This window comes from Streptomyces atratus, assembly GCF_040655115.1.
Lineage (GTDB): Bacteria > Actinomycetota > Actinomycetes > Streptomycetales > Streptomycetaceae > Streptomyces > Streptomyces atratus_D.
Genome location: NZ_JBFAJH010000007.1, coordinates 83,110 through 104,164, shown reverse-complemented (window position 1 = coordinate 104,164; position 21,055 = coordinate 83,110). Strand labels below are relative to the sequence as shown.

The following is a 21,055-nucleotide window of genomic DNA, read 5'->3' as shown; positions in this document are numbered from 1 at the left end:
ATGACAATCACTGCGGGCGCGCCGCCCACATACAACACTCCCGCCAACCTCGCCCTGGGATTCCTGACGGGTGGTGTGATCGGTGCGTCGCTGACCGCCTTCATCAGCGGGTGCGTCGTCGAGAAGGCGTCGTTGATTGTTCTGGGGCTCGTTCTGCCTGCGGCCTACGGTCTGCTCTTCTTCCCCTGCACCCTGCCGCGCCGCGCCCGGGAGGCGGCCGTCGTGCCGCGCACGGCGCTCGCGGTGATCGAGAGTCTGGAGGCCGTCGGGGGTGAGACCAGCGACGTGCCGGTGCGGTTCGATCTGTCGGTCGCGCCGGATGACGCGCCCGCGTTCCGTGTCGAGATACGGCAGGACGTCAACCTTGTCGAGCTGCCCGACTACCGGCCGCGCGGGGTCGTGGTGGTGGAGTATCCGCCGGACCGGCCGTGGAAGACGCGGATCGTGAAGCGGCCGACGCCGCAGTGGGAGGAGCGGGCGGCCGTGGCCCAGGTGGACTCGGTGCCCGGTCCGGCCATGAAGAGCGAGACCCCGGGGGGCTGTTTCAACGCCCTCCTCACTCTCCTCGGCCTGCTGCTCGGCGCGGCCGCCGTGCTCCTGCTGTTCCGTGCCGACTTGTTCGACTCCCACGAGGGCGACAGCGGCGCCCCCAAGCCGTCCGTCTCCTCCTCGTCGTCCACGACCACCGTGACGTCGGCAACCGGCACGGTCACCCTGGGGCCTGGCCAGTCGATGCTCGACGAGGGCGAACTGCGCAAGGCCGTCGAGTCGTTGACGCAGGGCGGGGACAAGCGCCAGGCGCTCACCGTCGTCGTGCAGGGCCGCTTGCTGACGGTCGTCTTCTCCCCCATCGGCGTGAAGACCGCCGGGTTCGACCCGCGTTCCCTGCCCTACGAGCGCGTCTCCGCGCTGGTCGAGGAGGCCAGGACAACCCTCGGCGTCGACTCTCCGCGGAGCTGGCAGCTGACCGCCGACGGCGTCACCGGCTCGCTCACGCTCAGGGTCGTGGTGACCGGGGACGGGGGCACGGGAACGCTGGAAGCGGACGGGCAGGGCAAAGTGCTGCGGCGCAGCGGCAGTTGACCGGATCGGCAGGAGGAGGGCGCATGGGGTGGGACGAGTTTCTGGTGCTGTGGTGTGCGGTGTGGGGTGTGGTGGCGCTGGTCGGGTACGGCATGTCGCTGACCGGTGTGACCAAGGCGCAGCGGACGGTCCGGCTCACAGGGCGGATCCAGCGGGTGCGGGAGCCCCGGCACGGCGGGTCCCGGAAGGGCGGGATATCGGTGGTCGTCTCCTACCGCGACCCGACCTCCGGGCAGGAGGTCACCGTGACGAACGACGGCGAGCGGGGCGAGACGATCATCACCTGTGCGTGGGAGGGCCGGGAGATCGGGGTCAGCCACCCGCGAGGCAGACCGCACGCCTACTGGTTCTCCAACACACCGGAGGAGCCCGGTCGTGGGCTGGGCTGGCCGAGTTTCGCGGTCTTCCTGGTCTACGTCGGGCTGGTGGTCCTCGCAGCGGTCGGCTGGGGGTGGCCGTGGGCGCTGATCGGCTTCGGCGGGCCGTGGGCGGTCTCCGGCGCCGTTCTTCTGCCCGGGGCAGTACGCGCCAAGAACCGCCGCATCGAGCAGCTGGCCGCGATGGACACCGTGCGGGGACGAGTCGTCGCGGTCCTGAAGGACGTCAGCGTCGACGACGACGGGTACACCTCGACCACCATCACCCCGGTCGTGTCGTTCACCACCCGTGAGGGCACGGCCGTCACGGCCTACTGCACGTCCAACCTGCCGGACCCCGCCGGCGCGTACGGCCGTGACGTCACGGTTCACTACACGCCGGCCGGCCCGGCCGAGTTCACGCTGGACCGTGCGGCCGAACACCGCTCGGAGGAGCGGGAAGTGACGTTCCACGTCCTGGCGATCGTCGTGCTCGTGGCGACGGCCGTGGCGGGAGCGGTGATGCTCTGAGGCCCAGGAGAGGTTCTCTGGTGAGGCCCAAGAGGGGTTCTGGGCCAGGTGGTTACCTTCTTCCCCTCGATCCGCTCACGTTCGACTACGAGAACCTTCATCTGCGTATGGACCGAGGAGTGTTCGAGCCGTTGACCCTGGACAGCTCCGCGCGCGCGTTCCGCGTCCCGCTGCGCTGGCTCGGGGCGTCGTTGTACTACAAGAAGCCGGACCCGGCCCGGCACGCTGTACTTCGGCGTCGTCCGCGACCCGCAGGCCGCCCTCTACAACACCGACCGGCTCGTCTTCCGGTACTCGACCTCGCCCGCGTTCCAGGTGCCGCCCGGCGACGAGCCGTTGTTCCGCGCCTACTTCACCGAGGTGGCCCGGCTCGCCGACCGGTCGGTGGCCTGACGTGGAGCCGGTGGTCTTCGAGCACGGCACCGTGCACCTGCGGGTCGACCACGGAGTCTTCGAGGTGTTCCGGCGGGGCGGCATCATCGGCTCGTACCGGGCCCCCTCCTGGCGATGTGTCTGTTTCCCGAGGTCGGCTACCGGCTGGTCTGGGACAAGTTGACCGCCGGCCTGTCGGGGATGCCGATCGTCTGCCCGAGCACGAAAGCGCCACGTGATCTGCGCCGCAGACTCGGCAGCGCGCCGGTGCGGGCGTTGTTCGAGATGCTGGCCGGGCCGCTGGCCCAGCCGACCACGCCAGGGGGTACGGTTCGGCCCGTATCGGACGGTGTCGTTCGACGGCTGCAGCTCGATCAAGGTGCCTGACAGCGAGCGCAACCGGGGCTGGCTGGGGCGGTGCCCGCACGGCGGCTATCCCCAAGGGTACGGACTGCGGCCGTCGTCAACGACGAGGACAACTTCGGCCTCGTCTTCGACAATGTCTTTGCGGACAAAATGGCCGACCACATCGACACCATCACGGGCATGGGCCGTCAGTACTTCGGCCCCGACAAGGGTTTCAAGTCCAGCCTGGACCGCAGCGCCCGCAAGGCCGCCTGGCGGATGATCCGCCGCGAAGAGGGCCTGGACGAGTAGTCCTCGGACTGATGGGAGGGCCCCTGCCGCACGCCGAACCGGCGTGCGGCAGGGGCCCTCCTCAGTTGGCGACGAGACTTACGAACCCGGCCCACGCTTCAGGTCCAACGGTCAGCACGGGGCCGTTGACCTGCTTCGAGTCCCGGATGTTCACGTGGGTGGCGGCAGATGCGAACTCCACGCACTGGCCGCCTTCAGCCCCGCTGTAGCTGCTCGCACGCCAGGCGACTTCCAAACACTCCCCGCCGTTGCCAGTGCTGTAACTGCTCTTGAACCACGCCAAATCGAGTACCGCCGGCCTGGTGCGGTGAACGGTCATGTCTCTCCCAGAAGCTTCTCAATGAACTCCGAAGTCTCACGCGGCGTGAGCGCCTGCGATCGGATAATGCCATAGCGGGCCTCAAGCTCACGGACCGTCGTCTGGCCCGGTTAGAGACGGCTGTCACCCTGGACTTCGGCGTACGCGATGCGCTGCCCCTGAGCATTGTCAATCAGCGTGAACGGCCCTCCGAGTGCTGCGTGGTCCTCCCTGTCCAAAGGCATCACCTGCACCTCGACGTTACGCTTCTGTCAGATGCGTTGCATCTGCTCCAACTGGTCGTACAGCGCTGACCGTCCACCGATCGGCCTGCGGAGTACGGCCTCGTCGACGATGAAGCTCAACAACGGGGCGGGGCGTCGGTCGTAGATCTCCTGCCTGGCCAGTCGAGCAGAGACCCCTTGTTCAATGACCTCGTCGTCGAGTAGCGGCCGTTCCTGCTGAAAACCCGCTCGTGCATAGGCTGCCGTCTGTAACAACCCCGGAACTGCGTACAGGCCGTACACACAGATGGCAGCGGCCTTGGCTTCCAACCGCGCGGCATCCCGGAAGAACGCCGGATACTGCGCCCGCGCGACCTCTTCCTTCAACGCCTTGAGCACGCCACCGGCATCCAGCACCTCATCCGCCCGGTCGATGAACCTCGGTGGCGGGATACGCCGCCCCTGCTCGAAGGACGCGACCGACTGCCCCGCGTAGCCCACGCGCTTCCCGAACTCGGACCGCTCCAGCCCGGCCCGCATCCTCAGCAGCTTCAACTGCCGCCCGAACGCAGTCACCACACCCGAGCCCGACTCGTCCTCCGGCCGCTTCCCCGACTCCGCCGCAACCGCCTCGTCCTGCGTCATCGCCACCGCCTGTCCCACGTACGTACACGCCGCACGGCCGCCGCGTACAAACACCCCGCGACGGCGCGTCACCCCTGGTCACGCTACGCCACCAAGCCGCAACGTGGAGGCATGAACAGCGATCTGTCACCCCTCCCTGTACGTCCCGCTCGCCCCACCCAACCCCGCTTCCCCTGGCACCACTTCACCATGCGCTTCAGTTCCACTCCACGCGGCGCCCGTCTCGCCCGCCGCCTGGCCGGGGAACGCCTCGACGCCTGGGGCATCCCTTACGGAAGCGACGCCCACGACGTGCTGACGCTGATCGTCGCGGAGCTCAGCGCGAACGCCGTACGTCACGGGCGCGTACCCGGCCGCGACTTCCGCCTCCGGCTATCCGCCGAGGGCGCGACCCTGCGCGTGGAGGTCACCGACTCACGCGGCGAGAGCACCCCCGCCCTCACAAAACCGTCGGACGACCTGGATGCGGGACGCGGCCTCCTCCTGGTGGCCGCACTCACCGACCGCTGGGGCTGGTATCCGTGCGTCGACGAGCCCGGCAAAACGGTGTGGGCCGTTCTGGACGTAGGACTGGCGTAAACGCTCATCCGCTCACGTAGCCGGCCCGGCATCGTCCACAGCCCCGCCTGCGGCTGGTCGCCGTCAACCGGGATGTGGGCACCGTCCGCAACCGGAAGTGCCAGCGCATCAAGAAACCGATCAAAAACACCTTCGAGGTCAGGAAACGGGACCAGCCCCGCACTCCGAGTAACGTCCACTACACACTCAAAGTCACTCGATACCCCACCCGACCTGCGGAAACGCGGTAAGTCACCGGCATTGCAGGTCAGCGGCACTTTCGCTTTCCCGCTCAAGACCCGGACATCGCCGCAAGTGAAACGCAGGGGCTACCGGGGGCGCTCTTCACCTGGGGGATGAGGTTTTCGGCAAGCTCAGGGTGCCCCGGGCTTCACGTCCTCCAGCTGCGGGAGCACCTCATTCGCGATGAGTTCCAGGTGATCGAGGTCAGTTAAGTCGGTCAGTCGCAGATGGATCCGACTCGCGCCGATCTCAGCGAACTCGCCGAGCCGCTCGACGAGCTGGGCCGGGGATCCGACCACCGGATCCTCCGGCGGCAGCGCGCTCTTGACGTGCAGCGGGGCGGCCCGTCGCTGCGCCTCCGCGTCGGTACGGCCGATCGCGACCACGACACCGGCCGAGAGCACCAGCGGTGGCCGACCGGCGTCGGCCCGGCCGGTCCGGTCGCATGCCTCAGCCACCCGCTGGTACGCCTGCGCCGTCTCTGCCACCGACTTGAAGGGCATGTTGAACTCGTCGGCGTACCGGGCGGCCAGCGCCGGGGTGCGCTTGGGGCCGCGGCCCCCGACGATGATCGGCGGCCCCGGCACCTGCACCGGTTTCGGCAGGGCGGGCGCGTCGACCAGCCGGTAGTGGTCGCCGCGGTAGCTGAAACTCTCGCCGACCGGTGTCCGCCACAGGCCGGTGATCACGGCCAGCTGCTCCTCCAGTTGGTCGAAGCGCTCGCCGACGGCCGGGAACGGGATGCCGTACGAGGCGTGTTCCCGTTCGTACCAGCCGGCGCCGATGCCCAGCTCTACCCGCCCGCCGCTCATCCGGTCGACCTGCGCCACCATCACGGCCAGCGGGCCGGGCAGCCGGAAGGTGGCCGACGTGACCAGGGTGCCCAGCCGGATCCGGGAGGTCTCCCGGGCGAGCGCGCTCAGCGTCAGCCACGCGTCGGTAGGGCCGGGCAGCCCGGGATCGGCGCCCATCGCCTGGTAGTGGTCGGCCCGGAAGAAGCCCTCGAACCCGCCGGCCTCGACAAGTCGTACGAAGCGCAGCTGATCGTCGTAGTCGGCGCCGCGGTGCGGCTCGGTGAAGACGCAGATCCGCACGGTCATCGCCCTTCCGTTCCGGTCGGCGCCGACATGTCCCGTTCCATCAGCAGCTCGTGCAGGTCGGCGCTGCACCGGGCCACTTCGCCGAGATGCGCGGTACGGCCCAGCGTCCTCGGCCGGGGGATGTCGACGTCGACCACCTTGCGGATCCGGCCCGGGCGCGGGCTGAGCACCACCACACGGTCAGCGAGCAGCACGGCCTCGTCTATCGAGTGGGTGACAAAGACGACGGTGGCGGAGTTCTCCATGTGGACCCGCTGCAGCTCCACCGCGAGTTCCGCGCGGGTGAGTGCGTCGAGCGCGGAAAACGGCTCGTCCATGAGCAGTACGCGGGGCTCGCCGATCAGTGACCGGCACAGCGAGACACGCTGCTGCATACCGCCGGAGAGCTCGTGCGGCCGGTGCTTCTCGAAGCCGCCCAGGCCGGCCGTTTCCAGTAACCGGTGCGCCCGGGCGAGGTGCTCGGCCTTGCTCAAGCCGAAAATCTCCACGGGCAGCAGGACGTTGTCGAGAACGGACCGCCAGGGCAGCAGGGCCGGCCGCTGGAACAGCATGGCGACGTCCCGCCGGGCTCCGGTGACTCGATCGCCGCCGATGGTGATCTCACCCTCGGTGGCCGGCAGAAGTCCGGCCATCAGCCGGAGCAGTGTGGACTTGCCGCATCCGGACCGGCCCACCACCGCCACGAACTCGCCCTCGGCAATGTGGAGATCGACGCCCTGGAGCGCCACCGTCGTACCGGACCGGCTGGTGAAGGTCCGGGACGCACCGGTGAGTCTGATCATCCGGCGGTCTCCCCCATCCACTGGCGATGAACAATGCGGCCGGTTCATAACTCCCGGTCAGATTAGCCGGACCCGGCGGCTCAGCGGTACCTGTCGTCCCGTCAGAAAATTCTTCGCACCAGGTGTCACACGGGCGGGGTTCTCGTACGCTGTTACCCGCGCGAAGTGTCATGTACTCCGGCGGTTCCGTTACGCCGTTCTGTCTCGACGACCTCCTCCGCCGACGCAGGTCCGCGGTCGGAAAGGACAATACGGTGCACATGAACAGACTCGCCCGTACGGTCGCCGCGGTGGCCCTGGCCACGGCGCTGGGGCTGGCGTCGGGATGCGGCGGATCGGACTCCGACACGGCTGGCGATGCAGACGGCACGGGGTTGGAGAAGGTGACCTACCTGACCTCGTTCGGCAACTTCGGCCGGGACGCGTACGCCTGGGTCGCGAAGGACAAGGGGTTCTTCAAGGAGGCCGGCTTCGACGTGGAGATCAAGCCGGGCCAGGGCACCGGCGGCGTGATTCCGGCCGTCGTGAGCGGCCAGGCGCAGTTCGGCCCGATCGACCTGACGGGTGGTCTGCTGCAGATGGGCAGCGGCCAGGCGAAGGACTTCGTCGCGGTGGCCGCCATCCAGCAGCGCACCATGGCCGCGATCGCCACCACCGAGGGCAAGGGCATCGCCGTCTCGAAGGACCTCGAGGGCAAGCGCCTCGCCGACACACCCGGCTCCGTCGTACGCAACCTCTTCCCGACGTACGCCCGACTGGCCGGGATGGACGCCGACAAGGTGACCTGGGTCAACGGCGACGCGCAGACCCTGATGGGCACGCTCGCCAGCGGCTCGGTGGACGGCATCGGCCAGTTCGTGGTGGGCAAGCCGACCATCGAGGCGGTGACCAAGAAGAAGGCCGTCCTGCTGCCGTACAGCGACGTGATGCCCGATCTCTACGGAAACGTACTGATCACCTCGACGAAGATCGCCGAGCAGAAGCCGGAGATGGTGAAGCGGTTCACCACCGCGCTGCTCAAGGGCCTGGAGTACAGCCTGGCCAACTCGAAGGAGGCCGCCGAGATCCTGAAGCACAACGTGGACGCCACGAACCCGGCTGCTGCGGCAGCCGAGTTGGACCTGATGGCCGCGTACGTCACGCCTGGCGGTTCCGGCACCGCGATCGGGACGCTGAACTCCGGACGGGTCGCGAGAAGCATCGCGATCCTGCAGGACGCGGGTGCGCTGCCGCGGGGCATGACCCCTGAGCAGATCATCGACTTCGACCTCGTACCGAAAACCTGATCACACTGGTTGGCCGAACGTGTGTTCCCTGCCGGCGGACGGCGGGGAACACCGGCACCACCGCCTCGACTCCGCGCTGAGCGGCCCGAGCAAAAGGAGGGCCGGAGCGGCCCGAGGAGGATGGGATGACCGAACTCTCGCCGCCGCAGCAGACCTCAGCAGCGGGCCCGGAGACGGTGCCGGTGCGGCGATCCGGCCTGCACCGCGGGGCGGCGGCCCGCGCCGTGCTGCTGCCCTCGGCCGGACTGCTGGTCGCCCTCGGGGTGTGGTGGCTGCTCACGTCGGTGCTGGAGGTGGTCCACCCGGTGGTGCTGCCCCCGCCCGGTGCCGTGCTCTCGGCGTTCACAGCGGCCCCGGCCCGGTTCCTGGAGCACACCGGCGACACCACGGTGGAGACGCTTGCAGGCTTCGTGCTCTCCACCGCCTGCGGAGTGCTGATCGGACTGTCACTGGCCGGCTCGCCATTGCTGGAGCGGATGTTCACGCCGCTGCTGGTCGCCGTCAACGCAGTTCCGAAGATCGCACTCGGGCCGCTGCTCGTGGGGGCGCTCGGCTGGGGACAGAAGCCGATCCTGACCATGGTCTTTCTGCTCTGCTTCTTCCCGATCGTGCTCTCCACCGCGACCGGCCTCACGTCGACCCCGGCGGACCTGGCCGAGCTGGCGCGCTCGCTGAACGCCTCGCGCTGGCAGGCGTTCCGGAAGGTACGGCTGCCGGCCGCGCTGCCGCAGATCTTCGTCGGGCTGAAGGTGGCCATGCCGCTCGCCGCGATCGGCGCGGTCATCGGCGAGTTCCAGGCCGGTGAGAGCGGGCTGGGCTATCTGATCGTGCAGGCCGGCGGGGTCGGCGACACCGCCACTGCCTGGGCGGCGATCATCCTGATCGGGCTCATGAGCATACTGCTCTACTTCGCATTGGTGCTGACGGAGCGGTTCGCGCTGCCCTGGGTCCGGGAAACCACCTCACGCGGCTGACTCGGGCATGCCCGACGGATCGACCCGCTATGTCGGCGGTGCCACCGGCAATGCCTACACCAAGACCGTCACCGCTTACGACACCCTCGGTCGCACCACCAGCACCGACCTGACGCTGCCCAGCGACGATTCGCTCGTCACCTCGGGCGCCGTCATCGCGTTCCAAGGCGCGGGCAAGCCGCATGACATGGAAGTGACTTTTAGGACGGTGATCTATAGAAATGGTTACGATGGCCTCGGGGGCTGACTGACCATCGCCTTGGCGGGTCTTATTGAATGGGTTTCACCTATTTGGTAATGGTGGAATCCCGGGGCTCTGGACGTCGCGCATCTCGGAGGCGTTCGCAGCTGATGCGGCTTGCGGTTGCGGTTGCGGGGGTAAGTAGACGTGCTTGCTCGCCAAGTTGGGTAGCATTCGGTGGTTGCCAGGTCCGGACATTAAAAGAATTCAGAAGGTTTCAATATGTTCGGTGGGATCGTAATTGCAACGTTCCTCTTGATTTTCGTGGTTGCAGTCGCACTGATCGCGGTAGGGATCCATGCGCTTCTCCTCGGGCGAGTGCCCGGAAGATGACTGAAGCCTGGTGTGCGACGTCCTCGCGTGTGGGGGTAAGGGTGATTCTCCTGGTGGTCACCTGATACTCGCATTCCCCATCCGTTTTCGTAGGAGGAATTTGCCTGATAGCCATCGGATACGCGCCGAAAACGAAGTATTGATTTCGTGTGCCTGATCCAAGGAGCTCGTAGCGCAATCGTGTTTGACCTCGATTCTTCAGCAGGGGCTCGTTGCTGAAGAATCGAGGTCAACAGACATCATGATCGATTGAACTACGGCTTCTCACCGCTGCACCGTGTGGCGCTGCGGTGCAGAAAAATACAGCTGCCGGCCCGCCAGATCTCGATGGAGCGTCAACTGGTTGCGGCCGTGGCGGCTTGCTTCAGTGACCTGATGTCAGTTTTGAATTTCTCGGATGACACTGACTTACTCCGAGCATCTCCAGTCAGCAGAGTCCGGACGTTTGAAGACCGTGCCGTAGCGGTCTCGGTCACTGGGTCCACATCAAAAAGTCCCTGCTCTCCGCCGACCGGCATCCAGATGTCGTCGTTGATGGTCGTGATGCCAGGGTGATCTGCTGCAGATAGCTCGTTGCCGTACACGACGACGTAGCTGCCCGGTACGAGTGGTGACGCGCCTTCCAGGTCGACCTTTTCCGTGTCGACGTTGCCGATGATGAGTTCGCCCAGTGGCACCGGCTCGATGCCGCGGGCCGCGGGCCCCTGGTAGATGATGGTTTCGATGGTGGCCTTGTAGAAGACCATTGGCAGACAGTCGGAGTAGGTGGATTCCCCGCCGGCGATTCCACTCGGTGTGGGACTGGCAGCACTGGGGGTCGGGGACGCGTCCTCCGGGTCGGAGTCTTCCGGGCCGGGGGTGGGCTCCCCTCCATGCCCCGATGAGTCGCCGCCGTCGTCGCATTCGCGTGACACGACATCGCCGACCTTGACCTCATAGGCAGCGGTCGAAGCCGACGTCAAGTCCTCCACGCTGGAGTAGACCTCATAGTCCGCTTCCCCGTTGAGCTTCTCTTCGGAGTTGCCGGATGAGCAGGCTGTCATGCTCAATGACGCTAGGGTGAGGAGGGAGGCAAGGATCAAGGACTTCTTCATCTATCCACCTGGTTGCGAGTTTGGTAGGGGCTAATCTTTTCAGGGTGTGTATTTAGCCCTGGCGCCCTTGATGTCGTCATACCAGGGACCGTCACCGCTGCACGAGAACTTCGCCGTTCCCTGCCGCATGAGAGATGGCCCGGGGGAAGAGCAGCCGTATGAATTATGGCCAAGCCCGTAAGCATGACCTATTTCGTGCTCGGCGACCATCTTCTTCTGGCGAGTCGTCAGGCCGCTCATAGTTCGCGAGTTGAAGGCCACGTAGACCTCGTTATACAACCAGTCACCGAAAATGCATCCTTGCCACGAGGTTCGCGCCCATGAATCCCAGGCGTAGGAGCCGTCCCGCACTTCCACCATCGGGTCCCCGTTGGTTTGCTGCTTACTGAAGTAGCCCGGCGAGTTCGGTGATGTGGTGTCCCATCTTTCCTGTGCGTTGCCAAACGCGCTCTGGTACGTCGATGTGATGCTGTAGTAGCGATACGAGATGGCACCCCCCTCGCCGATTCCGTAAAACTGGCCACAATTGTGCGTGTAGGCATGTGCCGGAGTGGCAGTGAACAAGCCTCCCGCTGCTACGACCACACAAGCCGTCAGCACTCGCAGTAGCCTGCCCGCAAAACCCCTTCTTGAACTCTTCGGCCAGGTGAAACGTCTCAGTCTCACAGTGTCCCCCTTGGGTGCGCGTTGAAGCCGTGATCAATTGAACGGGGAGTGTATTTGGTCAGTGGCATATGCGCAAGATCGCTCGTGAAAGTGGAACTGGAATCGATCGTTCCGACTCGGGTAAAATTCGGAATGCCAAATTCCGATGTGAGGGAGATGAGTGAGTTTCTGCCGGTTATTGATCAGAAACTCATTAAACCCCTCTCGGTAACGTCTCGTGACGGTTCGTGATCTTCGTCAGGTGGTGCGGCCGTGTTCGAACTGGAGCAGGACGAGGACCGCGCGGGCGATCCGGGTGGTGGCGGCGGGGTCGAGGCTGACCCGGCGCAGGGCCTTGAACGTGACCTTGAGCAGGGCGTTGGCGCGTTCGGCGACGCCGTAGATGCCCCGGATGACTTTGTTGAACGCCTGCTGGTGCTTGGTGACTTCGCCGCCCTGGGGCTTCTTGACCGGGTGGCGGAAGCCGTCGCCGACGTTCTCGTAGCCGAGGTCGGTCAGGGTGGGGATGCCCAGGGTGGCGGCGAGCTGGTTGAGGGCGTCGACCAGGCCGTGGGCGCGGGCGCAGGTGGTGTCGTGCTCGCGACCCGGGCGGACCGGCGAGACCCACAGCGGCCAGCCGTCTGCAGCGGCGATGACCTGCACGTTCCCGCCATGGTGCTTATGTTTCCCGGACCACCACAGGTCGGCTTTGTTGGGGCCGGCCGCGGCCACCCGCCGGTTCCCGACTGGGGAGATGCAGCACCCGCTCGAGGAGGTCCACGCTTCCTTCGGCTCCTCGCTCACCGACTGGCTGCGGGACCACGGCATCGAGGGCACCGCCCCGAAGGCCTGATAGCCCTCCGCGTGCATATCTGGGCTGAATTGACGAGGGTGCTGAACAGGCGTTGGATCTCGTCGCAGGACGCGGGATGAGCCCGTCCGGTGCGGGTTAGTGGTGTTCGTCGGCGCGGACCACAGCCAGGAAAGCGTGGGCGAGCATCGCGAGAGTGCCCCAGCGGATCCAGGAGGGGTAGCGGCGGACCTGGTGCTCATCGAGGTCGGCCAGCCCATTCTCACTCTGGAAAGTCTCCACACCCGCCATCTGGATCCAGCAACCTCCACCAAGTTGGTCAGCGGCACCGATTCGGTGAGTAACAGCGGTAGTAGGCGCCGAGGTGGCCCGGGATAGGTCATGCAGCCCCGCTATAACGGGGTATTGCCGGTGTGCTTCTCGGGGGCGATCGGATTTCCCCAGGGTGGCGACCAGGCAGGTCATGCCGGCGGCCCAGGTAGCTGATCATTCCGAGCGAGAAGCCGGTTGCCTCGGCGAGTTCGCGGCAAGTGCGTCCAGCGGCGCGTTGGTCGCGGAGCCAGTCGAGATCGATCTGGCGCCAGCGGGTCGCTTTGCCCCGGCGGCCCGCGCGACGGCCCGGATCCCGCCGTGCCCCAGGACGCGGGCCTCGGCTCCCATCAGCAGACGTTGCTGCCGCTCGTCCAGGTGGAACAACACCCCGAACTTCGCTGCCAGTTGACCTCGAACCTCTTGCGGTATGCCCATACCACGTCAACGAGCCACATCACCGGAAGCAAACACGTTGATTCTTTACGGGCCCTAAGCAGCATGCTCGTCCACGTCCAGGCAGCGGACCGCCAGTCATACGTGGCCCCGAATGTGCCGGCACGACTGGCGGAACAGGTGCCTTAACCCTCCTTGGTGCCGCTCGTGGACCACTCGTTAGCGAAGTGCTCCATCTGCTTCAGGACCAGGTTGATGGCCTCGACTTTCTGGTCCGGCGGGTACGGCAGATTTTCTCGCATCGAGCCGCGGCGGCGGATGCGGGGCTACGTGTGCGGCCTGCTGGGCCCGGTCGGCCGCAAGAACGGCTGGCAAACAATGAACACGCCGACTCTTCTCTCGCGCTCCCCCGGCTGGGACTCCTCCCGATCCTGCACCGTAATCAGTCACTCCGTACCGCCTTCGCCTTCCCCCTCATACCCGAACAGTTCGCGATTGAGCGGGACCGCGTTCAGGAACCGTGTCCGCAGTTCCATGTCGCCGATGCCCTCCGCCTTGCGCAGGACCTCTCGACGAGCCCTGTCCAGCAGTTGGGTGGCCTCGCTGCCGTTGCCGGAGGCGGTCAGGGCAGTGGCAGCGTCGTACAGGACCTCTTCGGTGCGCAGGGCAGGCAAGTCGCCGTGCTCAGCCAGCAAGGTAAGTGCGTGACGGACGTCGCGGACTGCGAGGTCGGTGTCGCCAGTGGCGAGCCGGATCCGACCACGCAGGCAGTATCCGGCGATTTCGCTGCGTACCATCCCCGTCTCCCGGGTCTCGGCAAGCGTGTCATCAGCAAGCCGGCGGGCGAGTTCCGGGTCCTCCCGTAGTCGCAGCAGCACCTCGATGTAGAGGTTGCGGACGATCGGCATGAGACTCGCCAGCCGGGTGCGCTCAGTCTCGTGCCAGGCGTCCCGGATCCGTTGCGCTGCCTCGTCCCGACGGGCCGGGTCGTGGGTGGCGCGCAGGGCGAGGAGTGCGCTGTTATACGCGTGCCAGCCGCTGTCGCCGCCACGACGTTCCTCGAATTCGAGCGCCTCCCGCAGAACGGTTTCCGCATCCTCGTACGCGCCCATCGCGAGGTGCAGCTGGGAGAGATAGTTGAGGGCGATGGGGAGTTCCGCGCGGAGTCTTTCACCACGCAGACGGTCCGTGCAGCGCAGTAGTCGGCGCCGGGCCTCTCCGAGATGACCCGCATCGAAGAGGTTGACGCCGATCTGCATCTCATTGAGGTTGCGTGCGTGCTGCAGCACGGGATTTCCAGCCTCCTCGAGGCTCGGGTCGGAGGCGTAGAACTCCTCGGCCTCAATAAGAACCCTCAGGCCTGCCTGAAGGTCTCGTTTCGGCAGCTGGCGGCCATACTCGACCATGGCGACGAACAGCGCGGCCGCCCCACCCGCCCCCTCACACCCCCGGGCGTGCTGGACCGCCTCCTCAAGCTTGGCCAGGGAGGGGCGCAGGCCTTGCACGGCCATCAAAGTCTTGCCGCGCTGCAAAGTGGTGCGCGCTATGAGCAGGCGGTCCCCGAGCCGGTGGGCGGCCTGCTCGGCCTCGGCCGCGAGGGTGTCGATGCCGCCGCTGTTCTGCTCGCTCTCGACGCCTTTCCACCGGACCTCGGTGAGGCACAGCAGCAATTCGACGGCCTCCACGAGCCGCAAGTCCCGTTCTGGGGTTTCCTGCGGCAGCAGCCGTGCTGACTCGATGGCGGTACGGCAGTGCTGTTCCGCCTGCGCGAAGGAGAGGTCGTCCACGGCGACGGACCGGGCGAGTTCATAATGGGCCGCCGAACTCTGACCTGCGCAGGCGGGCCCGGCCTGACAGAGCTGGTCGGCGATGAGCGCGCGCAGTTCCCGGGGCGCACGCTCGGACGGGGCGTGCGGCAACTGCCGAAGAGCCTCGGCAAGGCGGGCGTGGCGGCCGAGCCGGGCCCCCTGGGACTGTCGACCCCGGATGCCGTGCTGCAGAATACGGTGCTCGAAGTCGTACCAGTCAGTGTTCAAGCAGCCTGCCCATGCCGGAAGGCCCTCGCATCGCTCGCGGATCAAGCCATGCTCGTGCGCGACCCGCCGCAGCAGGTCCTGGACCTGGGAGTGCGGTACTCCGGCCACCTCGGCCACCGTATGTGAAAAGAAGAACTCGCCCATGGTGGCGCCGATGACGAGTAACTCTCGGCACCGGTCATCGAGCAGGTCTATTCGGTCGTCGACAGCCGCAGGAAGGTCTCGGGGCAGCGGAACCCGAGCCCCGTACGCAGGCTGCCAGAGTTGCAGGCACTGCTCCACGAAGATCGGGCGCCCTGCCGTCGCGTGGGCCAGCTGGAGGGCGAAGTCCGCAGGGACGCCCTGGCCGTGCAGTCTGGCGTCGACGAGCTGACGGACCGCCCAGTCCGGCAGCGGTGGCAACATGTGCCCAGACATCAGCTCCCGGTGAGACCCTCGCCACGCCTCCAGCAGAGTCTTGACTGCCGGGCCGTTACCCAGGGTGGAGGTGTACGAGCTGACGCCGAGGACCAGCCCCAGCGGCTCGCCCGCCAGCCTCGGAAGCAGAAGATGCAGGAGCTCCAGCGTCGTCACATCGCAGAGCTGCAGATCGTCGATGATGAGCAGCAGGGGATCGTCGGCACGAGCCTGCTCCAGTAGGACCTCGATGACCTGCTGGGTCACGGTGGTCTGTACCGGCAGAAGGCTGTCACCAGGGATGGAACCCGTGGACACTGCTGCATCAGTGAACTCCCGCCCTGCCGCGAACAGCATGCCGAGCCCCGGCACGGCGGCCGACAGCAGATCCGGCGCCGCTGCCATCGCGCCCCGGCCCAGGGCTCGGCCCCACCAGGAGGAGCGTCGCATCGGCTTGGAAGATCGCCGTTGCAGTTCGTGAAGGGCGTCAAGAATGGGGCCGTACGGCCGATGCGTGCCGATCCCTGGCGTGGAACACACCAGCACCACCCGACACGATGTGGTTCCCGCATCAGTCGTACGCTCGACGAACTCGCGCAGCAGGGTTGACTTGCCCATCCCCGATTCACCTTCGATCACGAGGACGCTGCTGCGGCCATCCGCCAGCGCGTCCGCCACGCTCGCGAGCGCGTTCAGGCTCTCCGTACGGTCGACGAAAACCGCGGTCACACTGCCCCCACCGTTGCACTCCAAAGGCTCAGCGCAGAGCCAACAATGTGTGGGTGCAGACTATTTGACGTGCCGACATGTGACCGAGCAGCCCGCCACCTTGGCTGAATCCAGCCTGCCAGTACGTATGAGCGCCCCGACTCAGGAGGTCATCTCATACTCCGGGGGCAGAAGTTGTTTCGTTGCGGAGCCGTTCAGCAGCGGGGAAGCCCCCCGGGGCACCGGCCTGGTCTTGCCGAACGTCAAGTCCGGCCGGAACGCCGGACGCCGTCTTCCCACAGCGATCCAGTCAGTCCCCCGTCGGAGCCGTGGGCCGCTTCCGGTCATGGGCCTCCAGCGCCTCGCGGGCCCCGTGGACCACTTCGCCGTGACGGCCTTGGGCCTGCCCCAGCGCCAGGTCGATCGCCAGCCGCACCTGGGGTGCCTCCTCGTAGGCATAAGCAATGCCGGAGGTCTTCTGCCGGTTGCTCACCACGATCAGCGTCCGGGACGTGCCCTCATGATGCTCGTGGTGGAACCACTTGCCGTAGGCCCACTCCCGTCGGCCGGCCACACCCGCGAAGAGGACGCGCTTGTCGGTGACGGCGATCTCGCCCACCCACGTGTTCTCCGTGTGGCTCACGCCCTGTCGCGTGCGGACCTCGACCAGCGACGCGGACGCGATGAGGAACACGCGCTCGTCCCGCTTGCGCGCACCCCAGCGGAAGTCCGCCGCGCTGTACTCCGTACCCCGTAGTTGACGTACGAAGTCGTGGTCGGCCGCGAGCCTGTCCCGGGTTCGCTGCCAGTCGGCCAGTTCGCGCTCGTATGCCTGCTGAGCACGCCGGAGCGCTTCCCTGCGACCGCGCGCAGCGGCCTCCTGACGTGCCGCGCGGACACGGGCCGCACGCTGCTCGGCGGCCATCCGTGCGTTCTCCCGCCGACGGGCCCACCACGCGATGACCGCTCTGCGCCGCTGCCACAGCAGAAGTCCGCCGAGAACCAGGACCAGCACGACGCCGGCCGTCCACAGCAGGGCGTTGCGGATCCGTGCGGCGGTCCAGTCGTCCGAGACGTGGACGGTGAGATCCGTGCGGTTGATGTTGCCGTGGGCGTCGATGAGTCGGGCGATCAGTCTGTGGTTACCGGGCGCCGCGTGCCAGCGGAACGTCCGGCGCTCCGCACCCAGGGTGACGGTCCGCTTCTCGCCCGCGCCGGACAGCGCCAGGCGGGCACCCCGCTCGCCGGTCACGGTGAGGACCACGTCGCCGTACTTGGCACGTTCGGTGTCGTACACAAGCTTCAGTGCTGGTGGAATGGTGTCCACTGTGAAGGTGCCGGAGCTCCCGGTGCCCGCGCGTCCGAAGGCGTCATTCAGGCTCACCAGCACACGGTGGGAACCGTCGTCGACCGAAAGGGACACCGCGGCGCGCCCGTCGCTGTCGAGCCGCACGGGCTCGGACTGGCCTTCGGTGGAAACGATGCCTGCCGCACCGGGCGGCCCAGTGACCTCGACCTGCGTCGTTCCTCCGCCGACCGGAGGCCGGACACGCACCTGGGGCCGGAGCTTGTCCAGCGACACGGCGGCGGTGGTCTCGGTACGCGTCTGGTTGCCCACCTCGTCCCGCACCACGGCAGTGAGCCGGTACGAACCGTTGGGGAGCCAGAGCGAGCCCCGCACCATGCCGTCGTCACCGACCGTGCCGCTGAGCTGTTCCTCGCGGCCCTCGACACTCACTTCGTACCGTGCGCCCGCTTCGGCCTCGAAGGAGACCTGGACCGCACCCGTCACCGCGTCGGCCGCGGTCACGACCGGCTTGCCCGCCTCGGGTCGGCTCGCGTCGACGGTTACGGAGAACTCCTCGCTCGCCTCGCTCGCATTGTCGGCCGAATCGACGGCCACGACGGAGTAGGTGTGGTCACCGTCCTTCGCTGTGAAAGTGACCGTCTGCGCGGAGCCGGTGGCCGTGCCTCTGCTCACGACGGAGTCCTCGGCATCCCGCACCTCGATCCGCGAGCCCTTCTCGGCGCTCACGGTGACAGTGACGCGGCCACCGGCGACGGCCTTCGCACTCTTGGCCCTCGGCCGGTCCGGCGCCTCGATGTCGTCGGCTTCTTCGTCCTCGGAGCCGGAGCCGGAGCTCGGCAGAGAGCTGTAGCCGCAATAGGTGAAGTGCCCAAGGTCCCCACAGACGTAGGACCCGGTGTCGGACGGACAGGAGTGCCAGCGGTGGCACCCGTCCCGGTGCGCGGCCGCGGGCGGCGCACCGACCCAGAGGGCGGCCGACGCGATGAGGAGCGCGAGTACGGCGTTAAGGGCACGACGAAGGCAGGTATGTATCTGCACGTGGCTGGTCCCCCCAGCTCAGCGACGGCTCAATGCACGCCGGATGCGGGATCGTGTCAGATGATGTGAAGGAATTGCAAGTTACCTGTGGAGAAGGCCGGCCGGCTGATCCGGGCATGTCGGCGGCGGCGTTCGATGTGCCAACCACGCCGCAAAAGCGAGGCGAAGCCACAGGACCATCGGACCTAACTCGGTCTGGATAACTGAGAGTTGTTCCCCCTCATCAGTGAGACCTGGATCGACGAATGAAACGACCTCGTCAACACCTGCACCGCTGTGACCCGAACGACGCGCAGCGCGGTTTCGCCCGGCCAAGGGCCTCCGGTCCTCCCTCAACCGCAGCGCCCGGCGCGCCGTGCGGCGGGTGCTCCGCCGTGACGAGGGAGGGGACGACGCGGCCTGACGTTCTGGGGCCAGACATACGCGTGGGACCTGCCGCGGCGGTGCGCGACAGATCCCACGGGGTTGCGCAGTACTCAGGCCGACCGGTCGGCGGCCAATTCGACGAACCCGGCCCACGCGTGGGGGGAGACGGTCAGAACCGGTCCGGCGTCGACCCTTGAGTCCCGGATGTGTACGGCTCCGGTGGCGGTGGCCACCTCTACGCACTCCCCGCCCTCACCACTGCTATAGCTGCTCTTGAACCAGGCCGACTCCGACACAGTCGGCACAGACTTCGGGTTGGTCATCTCTCTCCCAGCAGTTTCTCGACGAAGGTCAGCGATTCACGCGGAGTCAGCGCCTGGGCTCGAAGGATTCCGTACTGCTCCTCGATCTCCCTGACCGCCGACCTGTCGGTGTGAAGGCTGCTGTCCCGCTGAACCTCAACGTAGGCCATCCTCCGCCCGTCGCGGCTCTCGATCAAGGTGAACGGACCCGCCAGACCGCAGTGCTCCGTGCGTTCGTTGGGCATGATCTGGATCTCCACATTGCGTCGATGCCCGTGCAGTAGGACCTGCTCAATCTGCCCTTGGAATACCGGCCAACCACCGATGGGACGTCGAAGCACCGACTCCTCAATCACGAAACTCAGGGTCTGCATCGGCCTGCGGGAGAAGATCTCCTGCCGAGCCAGTCGGGCCGCCACTCGCTGCTCGACCGTGTCCTCGTCGAGTAGCGGGCGCCGCATGCCGAACACAGCGCGTGCGTACTCCTCGGTTTGCAACAGGCCGGGGACCGCCTGGGCTGCGTACACGTGGAGCGCGACCGCTTCAGACTCCAACCGTGCCATGTCCCGGAAGAAGGCCGGGTACTGTGCCCGCCCCACCTCCTCCTTCAGCGCCTTGAGAACGCCCCCGGCATCCAGTACCTCGTCCGCCCGGTCGATGAACCTCGGCGGCGGGATACGCCTCCCCTGCTCGAAGGACGCGACCGACTGTCCCGCGTAGCCCACGCGCTTCCCGAACTCGGGCCGCTCCAGCCCGGCCCTCATCCGCAGCAGCTTCAACTGCCGACCGAACGCCGTCACCACACCCGACCCCGGCTCGTCCTCCGGCCGGGGCCCGGCGTCATCCCGCACGCCCCGCTCGCCCGGCTCACCCTGCTCCACCCGTTCCGAAGTGTCCATCGGCCCCACCACCTCACCGGCCCAACGCCGCGCCCCGAACATCGTCACGCCACGTGCCACGTACACACCGCACGCCGTCGCGTACAACGAACACCCGACGGCGCGTCACCACTAGTCACGCTACGCCACCGAGCGTCACCGTGAAGACATGACAAGCAAGCCACCACTCCCCGTACGCCCCATCCCCACCGCCCAACCCTTTTTCCCCTGGCATCACTTCACAATGCGCTGCGGCTCCACCCCACGCGGTGCCCGTCTCGCCCGACGCCTGGCTGGCGAACGCCTCGACACGTGGGGCATCCCGTACGGAAGCGATACCCACGACGTGCTGACGCTGATCGTCGCGGAGCTCAGCACCAACGCCGTACGCCACGGGCGTGTACCCGGCCGCGACTTCCGTCTCCGGCTCTCCGCCGAGAGCGCGACCCTGCGCGTGGAAGTCACTGACTCGCGCGGTGAAAGCATCCCCGCCCTCACGGAACCGTCGGACGACCTGGACGGAGGCCGTGGCCTCCTCCTGGTGGCCGCGCTCACCGACCGCTGGGGCTGTTATCCGTGCGTCGACGGACTGGGCAAAACGGTGTGGGCCGCCCTGGACGTAGGCCTGTCGCAGGCGCTCATCCACTGAGGCTCCGCCAAGCTCGTTTCCGCAGTTCAGTGGCTCTGGTGTGATGTGCCGGTGAGGTCCTCACGCTGACAGACGGCGTGATCGTCAGCACGAGATCGTCTGGCGTGGGCGTTCTCGCGGGTTCTGGAGTGAAGTTCGGGGGCTGCCGCGTGGTTCTGCGCCGGGAGGGATGTTCATGACGGACGTGCTGACGTGGACGATCGGGCGGAGATCGTGGCCGGGGCGGAGGGTCCGGTGGTGGCCAAGGACGTCGCCCTTGAGCTGAGCCGGAAGGCAACCCCGGCGAAGATCGAGCCGGTCCGGGGCCAGCTGCGCAAACTCGCCGACCGGGGCTGGCTCTCACGCACCGCATCAGGCCGCTACCGGCCACGCTGGCCAGCGACGCCAACAGCCGGACGAGCCAATTCCTGCCGTAACACGAGGGCCCCCGGCGGG

The 21,055-nt window shown here is 67.0% G+C and carries 16 protein-coding genes and 5 pseudogenes; 9 read left to right on the top strand and 12 right to left on the bottom strand.

The features are described from left to right. The 4 genes and pseudogenes from AB0I23_RS11250 to AB0I23_RS11235 all read left to right on the top strand — a co-directional run. Window positions 1-1,083, top strand: a complete 1,083-nt coding sequence (locus AB0I23_RS11250; RefSeq protein WP_359108980.1) for a hypothetical protein — start codon at window positions 1-3, stop codon at window positions 1,081-1,083. Window positions 1,084-1,106: 23 nt separating this feature from the next. Continuing rightward, complete coding sequence (locus AB0I23_RS11245; RefSeq protein WP_359108979.1) at window positions 1,107-1,970, top strand: DUF3592 domain-containing protein; 864 nt, start codon at window positions 1,107-1,109, stop codon at window positions 1,968-1,970. 468 nt (window positions 1,971-2,438) lie between these two features. Next, window positions 2,439-2,781: pseudogene (locus AB0I23_RS11240) on the top strand (transposase domain-containing protein); the annotation flags it as partial. Continuing rightward, window positions 2,781-2,999, top strand: a pseudogene (locus tag AB0I23_RS11235) (hypothetical protein); the annotation flags it as partial. The pseudogenes AB0I23_RS11240 and AB0I23_RS11235, both read left to right, overlap by 1 nt. A 61-nt stretch (window positions 3,000-3,060) precedes the next feature. Here the strand turns inward: AB0I23_RS11235 and AB0I23_RS11230 are convergent. Next, complete coding sequence (locus AB0I23_RS11230) at window positions 3,061-3,318, bottom strand: DUF397 domain-containing protein (RefSeq protein ID WP_359108978.1); 258 nt, start codon at window positions 3,316-3,318, stop codon at window positions 3,061-3,063. After that, window positions 3,315-4,166 (bottom strand): annotated as a pseudogene (locus tag AB0I23_RS11225) (helix-turn-helix domain-containing protein). The gene AB0I23_RS11230 and the pseudogene AB0I23_RS11225 overlap by 4 nt, the downstream one beginning before the upstream one ends. Before the next feature lie 111 nt (window positions 4,167-4,277). On the opposite strand from AB0I23_RS11225, the gene AB0I23_RS11220 reads away from it, so the two are divergent. Next, window positions 4,278-4,745 carry an ATP-binding protein gene (locus AB0I23_RS11220; protein ID WP_436846921.1) on the top strand — a complete coding sequence of 156 codons (468 nt, stop codon included), beginning with the start codon at window positions 4,278-4,280 and terminating at the stop codon, window positions 4,743-4,745. Between the two features lie 353 nt (window positions 4,746-5,098). On the opposite strand, the gene AB0I23_RS11215 is transcribed toward AB0I23_RS11220, so the two are convergent. Further along, complete coding sequence (locus tag AB0I23_RS11215) at window positions 5,099-6,067, bottom strand: LLM class F420-dependent oxidoreductase (RefSeq protein WP_359108976.1); 969 nt, start codon at window positions 6,065-6,067, stop codon at window positions 5,099-5,101. Beyond that, window positions 6,064-6,849: an ABC transporter ATP-binding protein gene (locus AB0I23_RS11210; RefSeq protein WP_359108975.1), complete on the bottom strand. Its 786-nt coding sequence runs from the start codon at window positions 6,847-6,849 to the stop codon at window positions 6,064-6,066. Before AB0I23_RS11210 ends, AB0I23_RS11215 begins: the two co-directional genes overlap by 4 nt. A 260-nt stretch (window positions 6,850-7,109) precedes the next feature. Here AB0I23_RS11210 and AB0I23_RS11205 point away from each other — a divergent pair, with 260 nt between their 5' ends. The 3 genes from AB0I23_RS11205 (at window position 7,110) to AB0I23_RS11195 (ending at window position 9,356) form a co-directional block, all read left to right on the top strand. After that, on the top strand, window positions 7,110-8,135 hold the full coding sequence (locus tag AB0I23_RS11205; RefSeq protein ID WP_359109096.1) for an ABC transporter substrate-binding protein: 1,026 nt from the start codon (window positions 7,110-7,112) through the stop codon (window positions 8,133-8,135). A 125-nt stretch (window positions 8,136-8,260) separates the two neighbouring features. Further along, entirely contained in the window at window positions 8,261-9,109 is an 849-nt protein-coding gene (locus AB0I23_RS11200; RefSeq protein ID WP_359108974.1) for an ABC transporter permease, read from the top strand. Window positions 9,110-9,116: 7 nt separating this feature from the next. Further along, window positions 9,117-9,356, top strand: a complete 240-nt coding sequence (locus tag AB0I23_RS11195) for a hypothetical protein (RefSeq protein WP_359108973.1) — start codon at window positions 9,117-9,119, stop codon at window positions 9,354-9,356. Between the two features lie 662 nt (window positions 9,357-10,018). On the opposite strand, the gene AB0I23_RS11190 is transcribed toward AB0I23_RS11195, so the two are convergent. From AB0I23_RS11190 to AB0I23_RS11155, 8 genes and pseudogenes are all read right to left on the bottom strand, one after another. Next, entirely contained in the window at window positions 10,019-10,777 is a 759-nt protein-coding gene (locus tag AB0I23_RS11190) for a hypothetical protein (RefSeq protein WP_359108972.1), read from the bottom strand. Between the two features lie 39 nt (window positions 10,778-10,816). Beyond that, the gene (locus AB0I23_RS11185) at window positions 10,817-11,341 is read right to left on the bottom strand and encodes a hypothetical protein (RefSeq protein WP_359108970.1); all 525 of its coding nucleotides are present in this window, start codon (window positions 11,339-11,341) and stop codon (window positions 10,817-10,819) included. A 339-nt stretch (window positions 11,342-11,680) separates the two neighbouring features. Beyond that, window positions 11,681-12,157, bottom strand: a pseudogene (locus AB0I23_RS11180) (HARBI1 family protein); the annotation flags it as partial. 149 nt (window positions 12,158-12,306) lie between these two features. Continuing rightward, a pseudogene (locus tag AB0I23_RS11175) lies at window positions 12,307-12,591 on the bottom strand (IS701 family transposase); the annotation flags it as partial. Window positions 12,592-13,384: 793 nt separating this feature from the next. Further along, the gene (locus AB0I23_RS11170; RefSeq protein WP_359108968.1) at window positions 13,385-16,099 is read right to left on the bottom strand and encodes an AAA family ATPase; all 2,715 of its coding nucleotides are present in this window, start codon (window positions 16,097-16,099) and stop codon (window positions 13,385-13,387) included. Between the two features lie 289 nt (window positions 16,100-16,388). After that, the gene (locus AB0I23_RS11165) at window positions 16,389-18,425 is read right to left on the bottom strand and encodes a hypothetical protein (RefSeq protein ID WP_359108967.1); all 2,037 of its coding nucleotides are present in this window, start codon (window positions 18,423-18,425) and stop codon (window positions 16,389-16,391) included. 476 nt (window positions 18,426-18,901) lie between these two features. Then, window positions 18,902-19,114, bottom strand: coding sequence for a DUF397 domain-containing protein (locus tag AB0I23_RS11160; RefSeq protein ID WP_359108966.1), 213 nt, complete (start codon window positions 19,112-19,114; stop codon window positions 18,902-18,904). Then, window positions 19,111-19,992, bottom strand: coding sequence for a helix-turn-helix domain-containing protein (locus AB0I23_RS11155; protein WP_359108965.1), 882 nt, complete (start codon window positions 19,990-19,992; stop codon window positions 19,111-19,113). Before AB0I23_RS11155 ends, AB0I23_RS11160 begins: the two co-directional genes overlap by 4 nt. A 148-nt stretch (window positions 19,993-20,140) precedes the next feature. Here AB0I23_RS11155 and AB0I23_RS11150 point away from each other — a divergent pair, with 148 nt between their 5' ends. Further along, the gene (locus AB0I23_RS11150; protein WP_359108963.1) at window positions 20,141-20,620 is read left to right on the top strand and encodes an ATP-binding protein; all 480 of its coding nucleotides are present in this window, start codon (window positions 20,141-20,143) and stop codon (window positions 20,618-20,620) included. Window positions 20,621-21,055: the final 435 nt, after the last annotated feature.